The sequence below is a fragment of the Mesorhizobium sophorae genome (genome assembly GCF_002270415.1).
In the GTDB taxonomy this organism is placed as follows: Bacteria; Pseudomonadota; Alphaproteobacteria; order Rhizobiales; family Rhizobiaceae; genus Mesorhizobium; species Mesorhizobium sophorae.
In genome coordinates this window covers 145,230-162,746 of record NZ_NNRI01000017.1, presented here as the reverse complement: position 1 = coordinate 162,746, position 17,517 = coordinate 145,230, and the positions used below count along the sequence as shown (strand labels likewise).

Sequence of the window (17,517 nt, the reverse complement as noted above, 5' to 3'; positions counted from 1 at the left end):
GGCCTGTCCGAGGCCTGCATCCTCTCACCAACCAGCGCATCCAACCGCAGTCATCGACTTCGCAGGTTGAAGTCCGTGCCGGCGCGACACACCAAACCGCTGGAGTTCGCGATGCCCTGTCCAGGATCTATTATGCAAGAACAGGCGGCGTGTACGTCTAAGTCGTGGTTCGATAGATGAGTCCGGCCATGGACAGACGCAAGGTGCTCGCCGGCATGCTGGCCACCAGCCTGCCGCTTTCCAGTGTCGTGTCCGCGCGTGCTCAAGCTGCGCCTCTCGCTTCGTGGCATGAAGGGCCTGCCAAAGGTTCGATCATGGACTTCGTTGCAAAGGTCACGACGCCGGACGGCCAGGATTTCGTCATGGCCAACGAGCGTATCGCTGTTTTCGACAATGACGGAACGCTCTGGTGCGAACAGCCGATCTACTCGCAACTCGCCTTCGCATTGGACCAGGTGAAGCAGCTCGCCCCAACCCATCCGGAGTGGCAGACGCAGGAACCGTTCAAATCTGTCCTGTCAAACGACTTGTCAGGTCTGGTTCGCTCTGGCGAGCAAGGAATATTCAAGATCCTGGCTGTGACGCACGCCGGCATGACAACCGACGAATTCAACAGCGCGGTCATCAACTGGACCAGGACGGCGCATCATCCCCGCTACCATCGTGCCTATACGGAACTTGTTTACCAGCCGATGTTGGAATTGCTGGAGTTCTTACGGCAGAACGACTTCAAGATATTTGTGGTCTCGGGCGGCGGTATCGATTTCATGCGCCCCTGGATGGAAGCCGTCTACGGCATCCCGCCGGAGAGGGTCGTCGGGTCGTCGGGAGCAACCAAATACGTGGTGGGTGCCGACGGCAAGCCGGCCTTGATCAAGGAAGCCAAGATCGATTTCGTCGACGACGGACCGGGCAAGCCTGTCAGCATCAACAAGTTCATAGGCCGCCGACCCATCTTTGCGTTCGGTAATTCCGACGGCGATCTGGAGATGTTGCAATGGACCGCGGCTGGAAGCGGCGCGCGGTTCATGGGGATCGTGCATCATACGGACGCCGATCGTGAATATGCGTACGATCGCAAATCCTCAGTCGGAAAGCTCGACAAAGCTTGGGACGAAGCGATGAAGGAACGCTGGACCGTCGTTGACATGAAGCAGGACTGGAAATTGGTCTTCCCCTCCTGAAAGGTGCGGGCTGCGTCGAGCCAGATCGAACATCGCGCACTCACCAACCTGCCGGGCTTCACGGTGCTTGTGGGCAAGCGGCGCAAAACATTCGTTGTCCAGCGAGGTTTCGGTTGCGGTCCAACCGCATTGGCCTGAAATTTGGCGAAGGGCAGGGGTCCAAGGGAAGCATTTCCTGTTCTGAGCGTTTACCACAATAGAGTTTGCCATTGCCGTCGAAGGCGCAGATCCGCTGCGAGCCTCCAACACGTGGCGCTTTCCTCGGTGACCACAGGCTTGCGGCGGCAAGCCAAGGAAGAAAATGTGCGCTCAAGCTTTCATCAACCGAATTGCGACGGCCGTCCCTGACCACAGCGTTCACAGGTTCTTCCTGCAGTTTGCTGGCTCTCAGTTGACGTCAAACCCCCGTCGCCGCGCGATTTTCAATCGCATGGCGGACAAGGGCGGGATCGAGCATCGCTATTCGTGCTTTGCGCCTGCCGAAGATCCCGAGGGTCCGAGTGTGGACATGGCGGGCGTTTTCAAGCGGGGTGCATTTCCAGGAACAGCGACACGCATGGAAATGTTTGCCGCCGCTGCGCCGGTTCTGGCCCAGCAAGCCGTGGAGCGGCTCCTCCAGGATAAGGACAGGACGACCGTCACGCATTTGATCGTGACAACGTGCACCGGTTTCTCCGCCCCCGGTATCGATCTGGAGATAATTGCTCGATGCAATTTGCCGACCAACGTTGAGCGCACGGTCATAGGCTTCATGGGATGCTACGCGGCAATCAACGCGCTCAAGCTGGCACGGCACATCATCCGGTCCGAACCCGAGGCTCACGTCGTAATCGTCTGTATTGAACTCTGTACGCTCCATCTCAGGGAGACCAGCGATCTCGAAAAACTGCTGTCCTTCTGCCTCTGGGGTGATGGTTGCGCGGCCGCGTCGGTGACTGCCCGCCCATTCGGGATCGGCCTGGATAGTTTTCACGCGATCGTCGCCGCTGACAGCCGCGACCTGATGACCTGGGGCATTCGCGACGACGGTTTCGACATGGTTTTGTCGGGACAAGTCCCTGGCGCAATTCAAGGTGTGCTCGCCACAGGCATCGGCAGCATTCTGGGAGCCAGCAGCGTCGGAAGCGTTGATCTTTGGGCTGTCCACCCAGGCGGGCGCTCGATACTCGATGCTGTGGAGCGCGCGCTGAATCTCCATCCCTGTGCTTTGTCGATGTCGCGCGAGGTCCTTCGCGAAAACGGAAACATGTCTTCAGCCACGGTCATGTTCGTGCTTGAGCGAATGCTGCGCGGGTTCACGGAAGACCGCGTGGGTTGTGCCATGGCATTCGGACCCGGCCTTACGGCTGAGACGATGATGTTCCATACGGCCGGCAATGCCTGAGTTGACCAAAGATCTCGACTGCCGTCGGATCGAGCCGGAACTGCTCGATTTCCTGCCCCCCGGCGATCCCAGGGCAATCGGCTCCCGGCGCGACCTCGTTTGGATAAACGCGCTGATGTTTCAGAGCGCGATCATGGCTGGTCTCTTCAAGGCGAACGTGCGCAAAAGACCTACCAGGATTCTGGAACTCGGCTCCGGCGACGGGGCATTCATGCTCTCGGTCGCAAGACGTTTGGGCGGGAGATGGGCCGACGTGGATCTGGTCATGCTTGACCAGGTCAACCTGATCTCAGACAAACGGCGCGCGGACTTCGCCACACTTGGTTGGCGAGTTGAAACCGTCACCGATGACGTCTTTGACTGGATCGCAAAGCCCGGCGCCGGCGCGTACGACGTTGTCTCGGCCAATCTGTTCCTCCACCATTTTTCGGACGCGGACTTGAAGGTTCTGTTTGCAGCGCTCCGTTCACGGGCACCGGTGTTCCTCGCCACCGAGCCAAGCCGAAACGCCGGTGCCTTGAGAATGTGCTCGCTCCTACGCATCATTGGCGCAAACGAGGTGACCATGCACGATGCAGCAGCGAGCGTCCGAGCGGGGTTCGCTGGCAATGAACTTTCCAGTCTGTGGCCATCGGATTCCAGCCAGCAGTGTGAAGAACGCCGGATTGGCCCGTTTACCCACGCTTTCAGCGTCATCCCCAAGGAAGCGCTCCCGCGATGTACGATGCCATTGTCATAGGTGCCGGGCCAAGTGGCGCGTCCGTGGCCTTGGCTTTGTGCGGTCAGGGGCGCGCGGTTGCCATCATCGAACGAAGCGAATTCCCGCGCCGAAAAGTCTGCGGCGAGTACATGTCGGCAGTCAATCTGGAGCTGTTGGATCGTTTGGGGGCGGGCGCCGCGATTCGCGCCAAGGCAGGCCCGGAAGTCAGGCGAGTTGCATTGTTTGCGTCGGGCCCGGGCATAGACGCGGGCATGCCCCGGGCGGCGGGAGACGCTTTTGGGCGTGCACTTGGGCGCGACGTCCTTGATGGCATCCTCCTGGACGCCGCCCGCAATGCCGGAGCCGATGTTTTTCAGCCTTGCCGTGCGGTGACGATCATCAGCGATGGGGAGAACGCCGCGGTCCGGATCAGCGGCAAAGACGATCAGAGGGTTCTCGCTGCGCCAGTCGTGATAGCCGCGCATGGTTCTTGGGAGCAGGGAAAGCTTTCAACCAACCTCCCAAAAAGCAGTGCGCCTCACGATCTGTTTGGCTTCAAGGCTCACTTCAAAGGAGCTTCGCTCGCCCGAGACCTCATGCCTCTCCTGGTATTTCCGGGCGGCTATGGCGGCATGGTGTGGACGGACCAGGACAGGATGTCGCTGTCCTGCTGCATACGCCGCGACGTATTGGCCAGGTTGCGTGAGAAAAGTGGTGCCTTGTCGGCAGGCCAAGCCGTTCACGCGCACATCATGGCATCCTGTCCTGGTACGGTTTCCGCCATCGGCAGCGCAACGCTCGATGGCGAATGGCTGGCCGCTGGGCCTATACGCCCTGGCATTCGTCCGCGTTTTGCCGACGACATATTTCGGGTCGGCAACATTGCCGGCGAGTCCCATCCCATCATCGCCGAAGGCATCTCCATGGCCTTGCAGTCCGGCTGGCTGTTGGCCACCGAATTGGCCAGGTTCGACCGATGGGATCGCGAGGCGCGCGTTGTCGCCGGCAGTCGCTACTCAAAGGCCTGGAACAGACAATTCGCAACCCGCATTCGCACCGCCACCGTGTTGGCACGCATTGCAGCCCTCCCTCAATCCGCTGCGGCGATGAGGGCTTTCGTCAGTTGGTTTCCCGAAAGTCTGGCGATCGGAGCCAGACTGTCAGGCAAGACGAAAGCGCTGCCGGTTCCACGGTGATCGCTCCACTCAGACTAACAATGGCATGCTTTTGATCGGCCTTCAGCCCCCGTCGCCAAGCGCTGCGGCATCGATCAGAAGACGGTTGCGAAGTGGAGGAACCGGACAACGTTCGAGCTGTCATGCAATTGCCGGGTTCGGTAGCGTGCGAAGTCGAAAACATGGTTGCTTGAGGAAATACTCCAGGGAGCTCCGCGACTAATTTCGGCCAGCAATCCGGAGCCTGCTGGAGGAGCAAAGACGATGACGACCTGGCAGCGTGGCCGGGAAGCGCGCGACGCCCGTATCCAAGCCGGCGCGAGGCTGGCGAAGGGCAAGGTCGTCGATGCGCGCGACGCCACCAGACTGATGGAAGCGGTGGTCCGCCCTGGCGATCGCGTCTGCCTCGAGGGTGACAACCAGAAGCAGGCCGATCTGCTCTGCGCCGCCCTCCTTGCTGTCGATCCAGCCAAGGTGCGTGACCTGCACATGGTGCAGTCCGGCGTCGTGCTGCCGGAGCATCTCGACCTATTCGACCGCGGCGTGGCGAAGAAGCTCGACTATGCCTATTCCGGCCCGCAGTCGGCGCGCATTGCGAAGATGCTGTTCGGCGGCAAGATCGAGCTCGGTGCGGTCCACACTTATCTCGAGCTATTCGCGCGCTATTTCATCGACCTCACGCCGAACGTCGCGCTGATCGCTGCAGTCAGCGCCGATCGTGACGGCAACCTCTACACCGGGCCTAACACCGAAGATACGCCGACCGTCGTGGAGGCCACAGCCTTCAAGAACGGCGTCGTTATCGCCCAAGTGAACGAGATCGTCGACAAGGTTCCGCGCGTCGACATACCGGGGGACCGGGTGCATTTCGTTGTCGAGGCCGACAAGCCGTTCTTCGTCGAACCGCTGTTCACGCGCGATCCCGCTGCTATCACCGAGTCGCAGATCCTGACCGGCATGCTGGCGATCAAGGGCATCTACGCACCCTATGGCGTCAGGCGATTGAACCACGGGATCGGCTTCAACACCGCCGCGATCGAACTCCTCTTGCCGACCTATGGCGAGAAACTCGGACTGAGGGGCAAGGTGGCGAGCCATTTCGCGCTAAACCCTCACCCTGCGTTGATCCCGGCCATCGAATCCGGCTGGGTCGAGCAGATCCACTGCTTCGGGTCCGAGGTCGGCATGGATGAGTACATCCGCGCCCGATCCGACGTCTTCTTTACCGGGTCCGACGGTTCGCTGCGTTCTAACCGGGCCTTCTGCCAGACGGCCGGACTTTATGCCTGTGACATGTTCATAGGCTCGACGCTGCAGATCGATATTCAGGGCAATTCCTCGACCGTCACCACGTCGCGCATCGCCGGCTTTGGCGGGGCGCCGAACATGGGCTCTGATGCGCGCGGGCGGCGACATCCGAGCGAGCCCTGGCTGCAGGCCGGCAGGGAAGCCGATCCCGAGGGGTCAACGCTGCTGCGCCGTGGCCGCAAGCTGGTCGTGCAGATCGGCGAGACCTTCGGCGAAAAGAACGTGCCGCTGTTCGTCGAGAGGCTCGATGCTCTGGAACTCGCCGAAAGGCTGAATCTCGAGCTGGCGCCGGTGATGATCTACGGCGACGACGTAACGCACATCGTCACCGAGGAAGGCATCGCCAATCTGCTGCTTTGTCGTGATGCCAGGGAGCGCGAGCAGGCGATCCGCGGGGTGGCGGGATACACCGACGTCGGCCGTGGCCGCGACGCTAAGATGGTCCAGGACTTGCGCGAGCGCGGTGCCATCCGTCGTCCTGAAGATATCGGTATCAATCCGCTCGACGCCGACCGGAGCATGCTGGCGGCGCGTTCCATCAAGGATCTTGTCCATTGGTCGGGTGGGCTCTACGCGCCGCCCTCAAGATTCCGCAACTGGTGAGAAGGACAGCCGCGATGGAGGACCTGAACTTCCGCCACGCCACCCGCCAGCGCGCGGCCGGCACAAGGAAACTGGCCGTCATCGGCGTTGTTGCGTCCGGCAATCTCGAAGTTCTGGCCGAACGCGTGCTCCCCGACTCCGAATGCCTGGTGGAGATCAGGACTGCTGCGGCGGGTTTCGGCGAAGTGTGGGATGCCGTGATCGCAGACTTCGTCAAAGGCTATTCGCCTGGCGGGCTCCGGTTCTCCATCAATGACGGCGGAGCGCGTCCCGACACCGTGTCCCTTAGGCTGGCGCAAGCCGCCCGGCTGATGGAGGAGGACGACCAATGAGCGCCTCTCACACACAGAGAACCACGTCTTCGGTGGAACTGGATCGCACCGCAAGCTGGTACGAGTCCTCGGCGCGGACACGGGTCCGGCTGCTGCTCGATCCCGGAAGCGTTGTCGAGTTCATCGGACCGGAGAAGCGCGAGGTCAGTCCGCATCTCAAGCTCTTCGATCTTCCCGAGCAGTTCGACGATGGCATCGTTGTGGGACTCGGCAGGCTCGACGGTTCGCCGGTGTTTGTCGCAGCACAGGAGGGCAATTTCATGGGCGGCGCTTTCGGTGAAGTTCACGGAGCGAAGCTGACCGGCCTGTTGCGCGCCGCGCGCGATATTGGGTCTGTTCCGGTGCTGATCCTGTTCGATACGGGTGGCGTGCGCCTGCAGGAGGCCAATGCAGGCGAGCTTGCCATTGCCGAAATCATGCGCGCAGTGATCGAAGCGCGAACTGCAGGTGTGAAAGTGATCGGGCTGATCGGCGGCCGGGCCGGATGCTATGGCGGCGGCGGTTTGATCGCTGGTTGCTGTTCAGCGTTGGCGGTCTCCGAGCAGGGTCGCATTTCGGTGTCCGGTCCCGAGGTGATCGAGACCAATCGCGGTGTCGAGGAGTTCGACTCCCGTGACCGTGCGCTGGTCTGGCGGACCATGGGCGGCAAGCATCGCCGGCTCCTCGGCGGCGCCGAAGTCTTCGTCGATGATACCGTCCAGGATTTTCGCGAGGCCGCACTGGAGCTACTCAGCTCAATCCGCGCCTTCGGCATCGACACTTTGAAGGCCGAGCAATCCCGCCTTGAAGATCGGTTGCAGCGCTTCGGCGCCTGTCCGGATGCGGTCGATATCTGGACGGCAGAGGGCATTCCTGACGCCGTTTCCATTCCTGCGCTTCCCGCGGACCAGTTCATTGCTCTCGCTGACAAAGTCCGGAGGTCCAGCCGTGACGCTCGATGACATTCTCGCCTCGCTGTTTCCCGACGGCCACGACGTGAAAAACAGCGGCGGAGTTCTGTCTGGTTCGGGCGCACTGCGATCGGGTGGCCGGGCGCTCGTCATCGGCGTCGCGGACCGGACCGCGCTCGGCGTGGACGAGGCCATCCGCCTTTCGAACTACGTCCTGGCGTCGGTTGAAAGCGGAAACGCCCCGATCCTCGTCCTGGCGGACAGTGACAGCCAGCGCATGAGCAAGCGGGACGAGCTTTTGGGTTTGAACGAGTTCCTAGCTCATCTCGCCAAGTCCCTCATCTATGCGGATATGCACGGGCGACCCGCCATCGGTCTTCTCTACGGCCACTCCGCAGCCGGCGCCCTTCTCGCCACGGCGCTGGCCACCCGCGTGCTGGTAGGGCTGCCGTCCGCCGATCCGGCGGTGATGGATCTGCCATCCATGGCCAGGGTGACGAAGTTGTCGATCGAGGTTTTGCAGGAAAAGGCGAAGTCCACGCCGGTGTTTGCTCCGGGCTTGCGAAATCTTGCTCAGACAGGCGCGGTTCATCTCACCTGGGACGAGGCCACCCCGCTGGCTGAGCAGCTGGACACACTTCTGGCGAACATGCCGGATGCGCGCGACCGCCGAGATGCGCTCGGCTTGGAGCGCGGCGGTCGGCCGAAGGCATACGCCATCGCGGAGCGCGTCCGTGAACTCGCACTTCAAGCTCTGTGAACTGCCGATGCGGCGTCACGATCTGATATTCGTCGGGCCGGCGGCGTGGCATTCGCTGTTGCTGACACGCAGCGATGTCGCCGCGAACGCGCTCGTCTCATGTTGGGTCGATAGAGGCTGGCCGCTCATTAGACGACGTGCCATGCCGGGTGAGGGTCATGGCGTGCCTTTGGGCCTTGCGCTGCCGTACTTCGCCGGAAAGAAGCGATTTTCGTTTCTCATGCGGCACGAGGATATCCTGTCGACGTCTCCGCCGCCCTCGCTGCGGTCCGCCGGCCCGTCGGCGCCACGCGCGTGGCGACCCACGCTCGCCAAGCTTGAGGATCTCGCCTCACGGCATCGTGTGGAAGCCAGGGTGTTCGGCAGCCTTGCCTTGGCTGTCGTCACAGGATTGGACTATCTGACCGACCGCTCCGATCTCGACCTCCTGCTGCAGGTCAATCGCGACACGGATCTTAGCCGCCTGACCGCCGATCTGGCGCGGATCGAGGCGGCCGCGCCGATGCGGCTGGATGGTGAGCTGATCCGCCATGACGGCGCGGCCGCGAACTGGCGGGAGCTTCACGCCGGCCCGCGCGAGGTTCTGGTCAAGACCGTCAGCGATGTGGCGTTGCTCGACGCCCAGCTTTTTCTTTCTGAAGGGATGCCATCGTGACCGTCGCCCTTGCTTTCGGCACGGAGCGGCCGCTTGCGTCAAAGGCGCTGGTACCACGTTTTCCGGATGCCGGGGCCATCGCCGCGAGCGCGGTACGTTGCCTTCTCGACGAGCTGGAGACGTGGCCCAAGCCGGGCCTTGTGAGCCACATCGATTCCGGCAGCCATGAAGACATGGATGCCGGCACATTTCGCGCCAGCGCCGCGGCCATCAGGCCGTACTTCCAGGCTTTGGCGGAAGCAGGCGCCGCCGGCCGCGCGATGGTCGCCTTGAGGGAAATCGGTCTCGATGCCGAGGCAGCCATGCTTGCGGCGACGTCGGGGGTCAACACGCATCGCGGCGCCATATTCGGATTGGGCCTGCTATGCGCGGCCGCTGGCGCCAGGATCGGCGGTCAGGTGGATCCCACGCTGTCGTTGGGAACTGTGGTCCTGCGGCTGTGGGCCCGCGGCATATTCGAAGGACCGATGGTTCAGCAGAGCCACGGTCAGGTGGCCCGTCGCCGCTTCGGCGCTGGTGGTGCGCGGATCGAGGCTGCCCTCGGATTCCCCAGCATTTATCATGTCGGCCTGCCCACCCTGCGAAAGAGCGTCCTTGAGGCTCCCGACGATGCCGAAGCCCAGCGTATCGAAACATGTTTCGCGCTCATTGCGGTTGTCGAGGACACCACTCTGCTGCACCGCGGCGGCCTCTCCGGTCTCGGCTTTGCGCGTCGAGCCGCGCGCCGCTTTCTCGACCAGGGCGGCGTCGGCGCACCCGGCTGGCGAGACCGCGCCCATTTTGTGCATAAGAGCTTCGTTGCCCGTCGGCTCAGTCCCGGGGGCTCAGCGGACCTCCTTGCCATGACCCTGTTCGTCGACGCGCAGGAAAGGATGCTTGCCTGATGGCCAATACAATCCTGTTGGCGCTCGCCCCGGTCTTTTTCGTGATGGCCCTCGGCTATGGAGCCGGAAGATTCGGCATCGTCGAAAACCATCATGTCGACGGCTTCAACACGCTGGTCATGAGCTTCGCGCTGCCGGCATCGCTGTTCGCGGCGACCGCGTCGGCCCCGCGTGGCGAGCTGCTTGTCCAGGCGCCGCTCTTCGCCATTTTCGGCGGGGTCATGCTGCTGATCTATCTTGCCTGGTACTCCATCGCGCGGCTTTTCCTGGCGACGGGCAAGGTGGGCGCGTCGGTACAGGCTCTGACCGTTGCCTTCCCAAACCTTGGCGGTGTCGGACTTCCTATTGCATCCTCGCTGCTCGGAGCGACGGGGCCGGTCTCGGTCGCCGTTGCCATGGCCGCGGGTTCGATCCTGGTCACTCCGATCACACTGGTTGTCGCCGAAATGGGCAGCCTGAAGGAGGACGGCGCTGTCAAGACGCCAGGCGCTCAGATGTTCGACGCGCTGAGGCGCGCGCTGACAAAGCCCATTGTTCTCGGCCCCGCGCTTGGAATCCTGCTCTCGCTATGCAGCGTGACGCTCAATCCTGTCATCGAAGCCTGTCTGATGGTGATAGGGCAGGCCGCAGCCGGCGTAGCGCTGTTCCTGACCGGCTTGGTCTTGTCGGCTCAATCGTTCGAGTTCAACTGGAAGATCGTGGGCGCGACCGCATTGGCCGACATTGTTCGACCTCTCCTGATGGTCGCGATCGTGCTCCTGCTACCGGTTCCCTTTGAGATCGCCAGGACGGCGATCCTGTTCGCTGCCCTGCCGGCAGGGTTCTTCGGCATCTTTTTCGCCGTGAGCTATCGGCTCGACTCTTCGACGGTCGGCTCCATGGTCATTGGCAGCACCATCGTGAGCATCGTGACGATGGCGATCGCCATCGCCATTATGTTTCCATAGCGGCGATGGTCCTTGCAATTCTCTGCTCCGGACAGGGGCGGCAGCATCCGGACATGTTCGCCCTGACCGCCGATGCGCCGCAAGCTGCCGGTTTATTTGCCCATGCCGCAACGTTGCTCGGCGACAGGGATCCGCGCGAGATCGTGCGGACCGGATCCGGCGACGCCCTGCCCCGCAACCGCATTGGACAGATCCTCTGCTCGCTGCAGGCGCTGGCAGCCGCGGCGGCGCTGCGGGACACGCTGCCCGACCGGCTGACCGTCGCCGGCTATAGCGTCGGCGAAGTGGCGGCTTGGGGTGTTGCAGGTCTGTTCAGCGCGACCGATACGCTGGACCTCGTCGCGCGTCGCGCGGAAGCGATGGACGCTGCTTCCCCCGGTGGAGACGGGCTGCTTTTCGTCCGTGGCCTTTCCCGCAAATCCATCGAGAGGCTATGCGAACGGCACAATGCCGCAATCGCTATCGTCAATCCGGGTAACGCCTTCGTCCTCGGCGGGAGCCGCGCGACTTTGGAAGCCCTTGCCGACGAAGCGAAGGCGGACGCAGCCAGGGTTGTCGGGTTACCTGTGGAGGTTGCTTCCCATACGAGGCGACTCGCCGGGGCGTCTGCCGCGTTTCGGGCGAGCCTGTGCCATGTTCGCCTGATGCGCTCTCCGACTGCCGGCGCGCGTGTCTTGAGCGGAGTCGACGGCTCTCCTGTCATCGACACCAAGTCAGGTTTCGACAAACTGGCGGCGCAAATATCGCAAACGGTGCAATGGGCCGATTGCCTGCAGGGTTGCGTCGAAGGCGGCGCAACGGCCTTCCTCGAACTCGGGCCCGGGCGGGCGTTGAGCGAAATGGCAGTCGGCGCATATCGCGACATCCCAGCACGAAGCCTGGAAGACTTCAGAACTCTTCAGGGCGCTTACGCTTGGCTTAAAGACCACTCAAGCAAGTGAATCTCGAGCGCGTCGGTGTGCCATGGCGCAGCTATTTTGACGGTGCCGGGCGGCTACCTGGCCACCAACTTGCAGGACCACAAAAGCATGCCCTCGCTCTCGAACCCATGTGCAGCGGTTTTGGGACGATGCGTCGATCGGATCCGTTCAACGCGACGCGCTTCTAGGCCGGCACGATGGGCGACTTCCCTTTACGCAAGGCTTGCAGAAACTGCGGGTCGGCGCGCAAACTGACGCGGACCAATTCCGGCGGTGTGAGGGCGAGCCACTGATTCAGTGACACATCGGCGAAGTAGGTGCTCTTGAATACCTCCAAATATCGCAGTGTCGTATTGCCTGTGTTCTCGATGTAGTGCCCCATGGCGAAGGGTACGTAGCCGACGTCGTTGGCTTGGAAATCGAATGTTCGGGCCTCGCCCGATGCCGCGAACACCCCCATGCGGGCCTGGCCCTGGATGTAGTACTGCCATTCGTTCGTATTCGGATGCCAATGCAGCTCGCGCATCCCTCCCGGTTCGACCTCGACAAGGGCCGCCGCGATTGCTTTGGAAACAGGAAACACGGCGCTGTCGGTAATTCGCACCGTCCCGTGTTTCATCCTCATCGGAGCCTGTGCCGTCATGCGATGGCTGAAGCTCATCGCGACCTCGACCGCGCCAGCGATCTTGTCTGCGCTGAGCGGCCCCGGAACCGGCGCGGGAAACATGTAAAGCTCGCTGGGATCGGGGACGTTCGCAAGACTCGATGCCGGAACGCCGAAATTCTTGGCGAGCACTTCGGGAGGAGTGTGCTTCAGAAAGTCGCTCAGCAGGAAGGTATTATCCTCGTCGAAGTCGCCGTCATCGAACACCAGCAAGAACTCCGTCCCGTCTGGATCAAGGCCTTGGATCGAATGTGGAATGCCCGGCGGGAAATACCAAAGGTCACCCGCGCCGACGTCGTCGACGAAATTGTGCCCATTGGCATCGACTGCCGTGATGCGTGCGTTCCCGTAGAGGACATAGGCCCACTCGGCGGCCTTGTGCCAATGCAACTCGCGCACACCGCCGGCATTCAGGCGCATGTTCACGCCGGCAATGTCCTTGGAGACGCCGAGCTCGCGTGCGGTCACCTGCCGGGTCCAGCCGCCGCCAGACAGTCGGATATGGGCATCGTCGAACGAGAAACGCAGGTTCGGCAGACTGCCCGCATCCGTGCTCGGTGGGATCATAAGGTCCGGATTCTGGGCTATTCGGGAAGGATCCATCGGACCGGGGTTGGTGCCGCCGCGGCCGTTGGCTAGCGGGTCACCGTTTTGCGCCTGGGCCAGTGTCGCCGTCGTGAGCAAGCCGCCAGCTGCTGTCGCAGCCAACATGGTTCGACGGGAAATCTTATCGGTGGCTATCCTCATTTTGTTTCATTCCTTGCTGCGGTGGGCTTCTCGACTGCGCGAATTGGTTCGGCCGCGGACCGCATGAGTGTCCGATTTGCACGCAAGGCACACGATATTGATCGGGCGCTGACGAGGTCTTTCCTGTTGACGCATGGTATAGCTGAATCGCACGATGATCGTGGCCGTGGCGCAACCGAGCCTGTGTCGTCATACCTCTCGTGTCGCCGCCAGAACTTGGGCGTTGCGTTTTGCCTGCATGCTTTCCGCCGGATCCGATGCTGTAGGCTCGCTCTCAAGCCTGTGCCGCTGATGGGTCGCTCGATCCCCAGGATTGGTTAGCGGCGCGGTTGCCGTGACAAAGGTGCAATCAGGCACCGACGACCGCAATTTCGAACAAGCAGAAAGGATTTCGCTGCCTAAGTTAGACCTAGACACCGGTGCGACAAGGAGGTCGATCAGCGCGCAAGCGTCGACCAGAAGCTGGGCAGAGACCTTATGCGGCAAAGACTATTTCCGCGAGCATCGAGCAATTCGCGGCTGGTGGCGCCTCTTGCCAACCTTCTTGCCGCCGGAATATTCGCTGTCGATACACTAGATCCATTTGCGGGATCTGTCTCGGTCCTCTATGTGGTCGTTGTTCTGCTCGCGTCCACCGCCTTTCGCAGGCGTGGCATCGTCTTGTGTTCGCTCGCCTGTGTAGGGCTCACCGTGCTGAGTTTCTGGCTTGTTCACGGAAGCGAAGCCAGTGGTGGCGCGCTCAGCCGCTGCGTCATGAGCATCGCGACCATTGTCATTACCGCCCTTCTGGTGCTCAAAAACCAGTCGACGTCGACCGATCTATCCGAAAAGGCGCAACTGCTCGATTTGACGCATGACGCGATTTTCGTACGCAGCATGGGCGGTCTGATTTCCTATTGGAATCGTGGTGCTGAAGCCATTTACGGCTGGTCGGCCGAACACGCGGTGGGAAAGTCCACCCATCAGCTCCTGCAGACGGTCTTTCCAGCTAGGCTCGACCAGATCAATCGGGAACTGCTCAGCTCCAACCGCTGGGAAGGTGAGCTCGTGCACGCGAAGCGCGACGGATCCGTCGTCGTCGTTTCCAGCCGGTGGTCGCTGCAGAAGGATGCCGACGGCAGACCGTTGGCGGTTCTCGAAACGAATACGGACATATCACAGCGCAGGCGAGCCGAAACCGAGGTCCTGAAGGCCCAGGCGGAACTCGCCCATGTGACACGCCTCACCACATTGGGTGAATTGACGGCCTCGATCGCGCACGAGGTGAATCAGCCGCTTGCCGGCATCGTTATGAACGGCGAGGCGTGCCTGCGATGGATGGATCGAGACAAGCCCGATCTGGATGAGGTCCGCAGCGCGGTCAAGCGGAGCATCGCTGACGCCCAACGCGCCAGCGATATCGTCCATCGAATCCGGGCGTTGTCCAAGAAGGGCGACATCCAGATGGCCCTTGTCGACGTGAACGAGATCGTCGAGGAATCACTCACGTTGGTGCAGCGTGAACTCGTTGCAAATCGCATCACCCTGAAACTGGATCTAGCCAACCAGGCGCTGTCCGCACTTGGCGACCGTGTCCAGCTTCAACAGCTCCTGATCAATCTGTTGATCAACGCGATTCAGGCAATGGCCTCTGGTACCAACGACTTGCGAGAAATTCTCGTCACGACTTCGATCGATGAATCGAACCAGGCAAATGTGAGGGTCCAGGATTCGGGACCAGGCATCGATCCCGATAATGCACGTCAGTTGTTCAAGACCTTCTTCACCACCAAGGCGGACGGAATGGGCATGGGGCTGTCGATCTGCCGGTCGATCGTCGAGTCACATGGAGGCCGTGTATGGATCGTGCCTAATCCAGGCGGCGGCGCCATATTTCAATTTTCCCTGCCACGCGTCGAAAAGGATGCCGGGTCATGATCCGACGCCCCGCCTCTCCCTCCCAACCACAAGTCGGCAACGGCGCTGTGCCTCCGACTGTTCTGGTCGTGGACGACGATCCGTCGCTGCGTGAAGCTTTAAGCAGCCTCTTTCGATCTGTTGGAACGCGAGTCGAGCTTTTCGGTTCTGCTCCCGAGCTGCTGAACAGTCGGCTTCCCGACGGTCCAAGCTGCCTTGTGCTCGATATCCGGCTGCCGGAGGTGAGCGGACTCGAATTTCAAACGCAATTGGGCAAGGCAGGCATTCACTTGCCGATCATTTTCATGACCGGTCACGGCGACATTCCCATGTCAGTACGAGCCATGAAGGCCGGAGCGGTCGATTTCCTCACCAAGCCCTTCCGTGATCAGGATATTCTGGATGCAGTCGCCGGCGCTCTGGAGCGCGACAGGCAACGGCGAGAGCAAGACCGGGCGCTGTCGGAACTGCAGAGCCTTCTGGGCACCCTGACCCCTCGGGAACGCCAGGTGATGGCATTTGTCGCGACTGGATTGATGAACAAGCAAATCGCTGGCGAGATGCAACTCAGTGAAATCACGGTGAAAATCCACCGCGGTCGCCTGATGAAGAAAATGGGCGCCAGAACTCTGGCCGACCTGGTGAAGATGGCCGGAGCCCTGGGGATAGACGCTCCTGGAAAATAAGATTGTTACACCTCTGTATAACTTTCGCTTTCGTGACCGCGAGCGTAATATCTCGCCGAGAAACAGTCGTTGAAACAGCAATGCTTGGGCCATCGGCAAGCACGGAGGAATAGTGAATTGACCCGCAACGCGATGATCTCGATCGTCGACGACGATGAGTCGGTTCGACTTGCAACTGCAAGCCTCGTCAGATCGTTGGGTTTCATCGCATTTGCATTCGAATCGGCCGAGGATTTCCTGATGTCATCTAATCTGGAAAATACGTCGTGCCTGATCTGCGATATCCAGATGCCCGGAATGACAGGAATAGAACTACAGGATCATCTGATCGAACATGGCTATCACATACCGACCATTTTGATCACCGCCTTTCCAGAGGAACGGGTCCGCAAACGCGCTCGGGAAACGGGCGCAATCGGCTTCTTCGGCAAGCCGTTGGACAGCCAGGCCATGATCAACTGTATCGATTCTGCGCTTCATGACGCGCGTTAGCAGCACCTGATGCACCTTCGAGCTTCAGGCGAACAACGCCGCAACCAGCGGCAGCGCTGAACAGAGAAGCCAACATCGAACGTCTATGGGCGTCGAGAAACTATTGATCCCCTGCGAGGTAGGCAAGGAGTGCTTCATGGCGCGCGCAGCAATAACAGATTTGTCGAACGAAAGCGGGCTTCGCCGTTATCTCGGCGAGATCAAACATCTCCCCATGCTGACACCGGGGGAGGAACAGACGCTGGCAAAACGCTGGCGCGACGACAACGATCCGGAGGCCGCTCACCAGCTGGTGGTGTCGCATCTTCGCCTCGTTGCCAAAGTTGCCATGCGCTATCGCGGGTACGGGCTGCCGATGTCGGAGGTGATATCGGAGGGCAGCATCGGCCTGATCAAGGCGGTCAATCGCTTCGAACCGGAGCGCGGCTTTCGTTTGGCGACCTACGCGATCTGGTGGATCAAGGCGTCCATTCGCGAATATGTCCTGCGCTCCTGGTCGATGGTGAAGATCGGTACGACGCCCAATCAAAAAAAGCTGTTCTTCAACTTGCGGCGACTCAAGGCTCGCCTCTCGGCACTGGACGACGGTGACCTGCGTCCAGAGCACGTGGAATTCATCGCAAGCAACCTTGGCGTGACGGAGCAAGAAGTTGTGTACATGAACAGTCGCATGGACGGGGACAGGTCGCTCAATGCGCCCCTGCGAGGCCAGGCTGAGGGCCAATGGCAGGATTTGCTGGTCGAGGGCGAGGACAGCCAGGAGTACAAGTTCGTTCAGTTCGAGGAAGCTTCCGGCCGGCACAGGGCGCTGATCGACTCGCTTGGCGTTCTCAACACACGCGAACGGCGCATCCTCGAGGCGCGTCGGCTTGCGGACGATCCGAGGAGTCTGGCAGATCTCTCCAGCGAATTCGGCGTTTCGCGCGAGCGTGTGCGCCAGATTGAGATGCGCGCCTTCGAAAAATTGCAAAGCGCAGTGAAGGTTAGCTATGCGAAACGGGACAACCCCAGGCCGCTGTCGGTGTGAAATGACACGACGGAAGAAGGGTCGGCTGCGGAGCGCAAATCGGCGCTGAGCAATGCCAATCTAGCCGGCACCAAATGCCTGTCGCGCAAAACTGGGCAGGACACCTTGCAGCCGAGGCCGTGAAGGACTGCCCGCAGAGCGCACTGACGGCTTCACATGCAATCAAGAGAGAATGTTTGTAGTTATAAGATATACAAGAATCAAACAAGCGTATCATGCTGAAAACCGCCTCCTGTATCTATATTAATATTGCTTTCAGCAAC

The 17,517-nt window shown here is 61.1% G+C and carries 17 protein-coding genes; 16 read left to right on the top strand and 1 reads right to left on the bottom strand.

The window, feature by feature from the left end; translation table 11 throughout:
- Nucleotides 1-188 precede the first annotated feature (188 nt).
- From CGZ66_RS25240 to CGZ66_RS25185, 12 genes are all read left to right on the top strand, one after another.
- Entirely contained in the window at nucleotides 189-1,184 is a 996-nt protein-coding gene (locus CGZ66_RS25240) for an HAD family hydrolase (RefSeq protein WP_245331211.1), read from the top strand.
- 301 nt (nucleotides 1,185-1,485) lie between these two features.
- Nucleotides 1,486-2,568 (top strand): type III polyketide synthase, encoded by a 1,083-nt coding sequence (locus tag CGZ66_RS25235; protein WP_095089141.1) that lies wholly within the window; start codon nucleotides 1,486-1,488, stop codon nucleotides 2,566-2,568.
- A 1-nt stretch (nucleotide 2,569) separates the two neighbouring features.
- The gene (locus CGZ66_RS25230) at nucleotides 2,570-3,307 is read left to right on the top strand and encodes a methyltransferase domain-containing protein (protein WP_245331210.1); all 738 of its coding nucleotides are present in this window, start codon (nucleotides 2,570-2,572) and stop codon (nucleotides 3,305-3,307) included.
- Nucleotides 3,308-3,330: 23 nt separating this feature from the next.
- The gene (locus tag CGZ66_RS25225) at nucleotides 3,331-4,464 is read left to right on the top strand and encodes an NAD(P)/FAD-dependent oxidoreductase (protein ID WP_245331209.1); all 1,134 of its coding nucleotides are present in this window, start codon (nucleotides 3,331-3,333) and stop codon (nucleotides 4,462-4,464) included.
- A gap of 243 nt (nucleotides 4,465-4,707) precedes the next feature.
- Entirely contained in the window at nucleotides 4,708-6,354 is a 1,647-nt protein-coding gene (gene mdcA, locus CGZ66_RS25220) for a malonate decarboxylase subunit alpha (protein ID WP_095089135.1), read from the top strand.
- 14 nt (nucleotides 6,355-6,368) lie between these two features.
- On the top strand, nucleotides 6,369-6,686 hold the full coding sequence (gene mdcC, locus CGZ66_RS25215; RefSeq protein WP_095089133.1) for a malonate decarboxylase acyl carrier protein: 318 nt from the start codon (nucleotides 6,369-6,371) through the stop codon (nucleotides 6,684-6,686).
- Entirely contained in the window at nucleotides 6,683-7,627 is a 945-nt protein-coding gene (locus CGZ66_RS25210; RefSeq protein WP_095089127.1) for a biotin-independent malonate decarboxylase subunit beta, read from the top strand. Before mdcC ends, CGZ66_RS25210 begins: the two co-directional genes overlap by 4 nt.
- Nucleotides 7,614-8,336 carry a biotin-independent malonate decarboxylase subunit gamma gene (mdcE, locus tag CGZ66_RS25205; protein WP_095089125.1) on the top strand — a complete coding sequence of 241 codons (723 nt, stop codon included), beginning with the start codon at nucleotides 7,614-7,616 and terminating at the stop codon, nucleotides 8,334-8,336. Before CGZ66_RS25210 ends, mdcE begins: the two co-directional genes overlap by 14 nt.
- Nucleotides 8,311-8,991: a malonate decarboxylase holo-[acyl-carrier-protein] synthase gene (gene mdcG, locus CGZ66_RS25200; protein ID WP_245331208.1), complete on the top strand. Its 681-nt coding sequence runs from the start codon at nucleotides 8,311-8,313 to the stop codon at nucleotides 8,989-8,991. Before mdcE ends, mdcG begins: the two co-directional genes overlap by 26 nt.
- Nucleotides 8,985-9,875 carry a triphosphoribosyl-dephospho-CoA synthase MdcB gene (gene mdcB / locus CGZ66_RS25195; RefSeq protein ID WP_095089121.1) on the top strand — a complete coding sequence of 297 codons (891 nt, stop codon included), beginning with the start codon at nucleotides 8,985-8,987 and terminating at the stop codon, nucleotides 9,873-9,875. The genes mdcG and mdcB overlap by 7 nt, the downstream gene beginning before the upstream one ends.
- Nucleotides 9,875-10,822 carry an AEC family transporter gene (locus CGZ66_RS25190; RefSeq protein ID WP_342586874.1) on the top strand — a complete coding sequence of 316 codons (948 nt, stop codon included), beginning with the start codon at nucleotides 9,875-9,877 and terminating at the stop codon, nucleotides 10,820-10,822. The genes mdcB and CGZ66_RS25190 overlap by 1 nt, the downstream gene beginning before the upstream one ends.
- A gap of 5 nt (nucleotides 10,823-10,827) precedes the next feature.
- A complete protein-coding gene (locus CGZ66_RS25185) occupies nucleotides 10,828-11,763 on the top strand; it encodes a malonate decarboxylase subunit epsilon (protein WP_095089118.1) in 936 nt (311 codons plus the stop codon).
- Between the two features lie 163 nt (nucleotides 11,764-11,926).
- On the opposite strand, the gene CGZ66_RS25180 is transcribed toward CGZ66_RS25185, so the two are convergent.
- Complete coding sequence (locus CGZ66_RS25180; RefSeq protein ID WP_280952825.1) at nucleotides 11,927-13,153, bottom strand: oxalate decarboxylase family bicupin; 1,227 nt, start codon at nucleotides 13,151-13,153, stop codon at nucleotides 11,927-11,929.
- Between the two features lie 522 nt (nucleotides 13,154-13,675).
- Here CGZ66_RS25180 and CGZ66_RS25175 point away from each other — a divergent pair.
- The 4 genes from CGZ66_RS25175 to rpoH all read left to right on the top strand — a co-directional run bounded on the left by CGZ66_RS25175 (nucleotide 13,676) and on the right by rpoH (nucleotide 17,254).
- Nucleotides 13,676-15,070 (top strand): sensor histidine kinase, encoded by a 1,395-nt coding sequence (locus tag CGZ66_RS25175; RefSeq protein ID WP_167392244.1) that lies wholly within the window; start codon nucleotides 13,676-13,678, stop codon nucleotides 15,068-15,070.
- Nucleotides 15,067-15,735 carry a response regulator transcription factor gene (locus CGZ66_RS25170; protein ID WP_095089110.1) on the top strand — a complete coding sequence of 223 codons (669 nt, stop codon included), beginning with the start codon at nucleotides 15,067-15,069 and terminating at the stop codon, nucleotides 15,733-15,735. The genes CGZ66_RS25175 and CGZ66_RS25170 overlap by 4 nt, the downstream gene beginning before the upstream one ends.
- A 117-nt stretch (nucleotides 15,736-15,852) precedes the next feature.
- The gene (locus CGZ66_RS25165; protein WP_245331207.1) at nucleotides 15,853-16,227 is read left to right on the top strand and encodes a response regulator transcription factor; all 375 of its coding nucleotides are present in this window, start codon (nucleotides 15,853-15,855) and stop codon (nucleotides 16,225-16,227) included.
- A 136-nt stretch (nucleotides 16,228-16,363) separates the two neighbouring features.
- Nucleotides 16,364-17,254: an RNA polymerase sigma factor RpoH gene (rpoH, locus tag CGZ66_RS25160; RefSeq protein ID WP_095089107.1), complete on the top strand. Its 891-nt coding sequence runs from the start codon at nucleotides 16,364-16,366 to the stop codon at nucleotides 17,252-17,254.
- Nucleotides 17,255-17,517 lie beyond the last annotated feature (263 nt).

Coding starts and splice junctions, on each gene's coding strand:
- CGZ66_RS25240 (WP_245331211.1), top strand. CDS start 189: ATGGACAGACGCAAGGTGCTCGCCGGCATGCTGGCCACCAGCCTGCCG.
- CGZ66_RS25235 (WP_095089141.1), top strand. CDS start 1,486: ATGTGCGCTCAAGCTTTCATCAACCGAATTGCGACGGCCGTCCCTGAC.
- mdcA (WP_095089135.1), top strand. CDS start 4,708: ATGACGACCTGGCAGCGTGGCCGGGAAGCGCGCGACGCCCGTATCCAA.
- mdcC (WP_095089133.1), top strand. CDS start 6,369: ATGGAGGACCTGAACTTCCGCCACGCCACCCGCCAGCGCGCGGCCGGC.
- CGZ66_RS25210 (WP_095089127.1), top strand. CDS start 6,683: ATGAGCGCCTCTCACACACAGAGAACCACGTCTTCGGTGGAACTGGAT.
- CGZ66_RS25190 (WP_342586874.1), top strand. CDS start 9,875: ATGGCCAATACAATCCTGTTGGCGCTCGCCCCGGTCTTTTTCGTGATG.
- CGZ66_RS25185 (WP_095089118.1), top strand. CDS start 10,828: ATGGTCCTTGCAATTCTCTGCTCCGGACAGGGGCGGCAGCATCCGGAC.
- CGZ66_RS25180 (WP_280952825.1), bottom strand. CDS start 13,153: ATGAGGATAGCCACCGATAAGATTTCCCGTCGAACCATGTTGGCTGCG.
- CGZ66_RS25170 (WP_095089110.1), top strand. CDS start 15,067: ATGATCCGACGCCCCGCCTCTCCCTCCCAACCACAAGTCGGCAACGGC.
- rpoH (WP_095089107.1), top strand. CDS start 16,364: ATGGCGCGCGCAGCAATAACAGATTTGTCGAACGAAAGCGGGCTTCGC.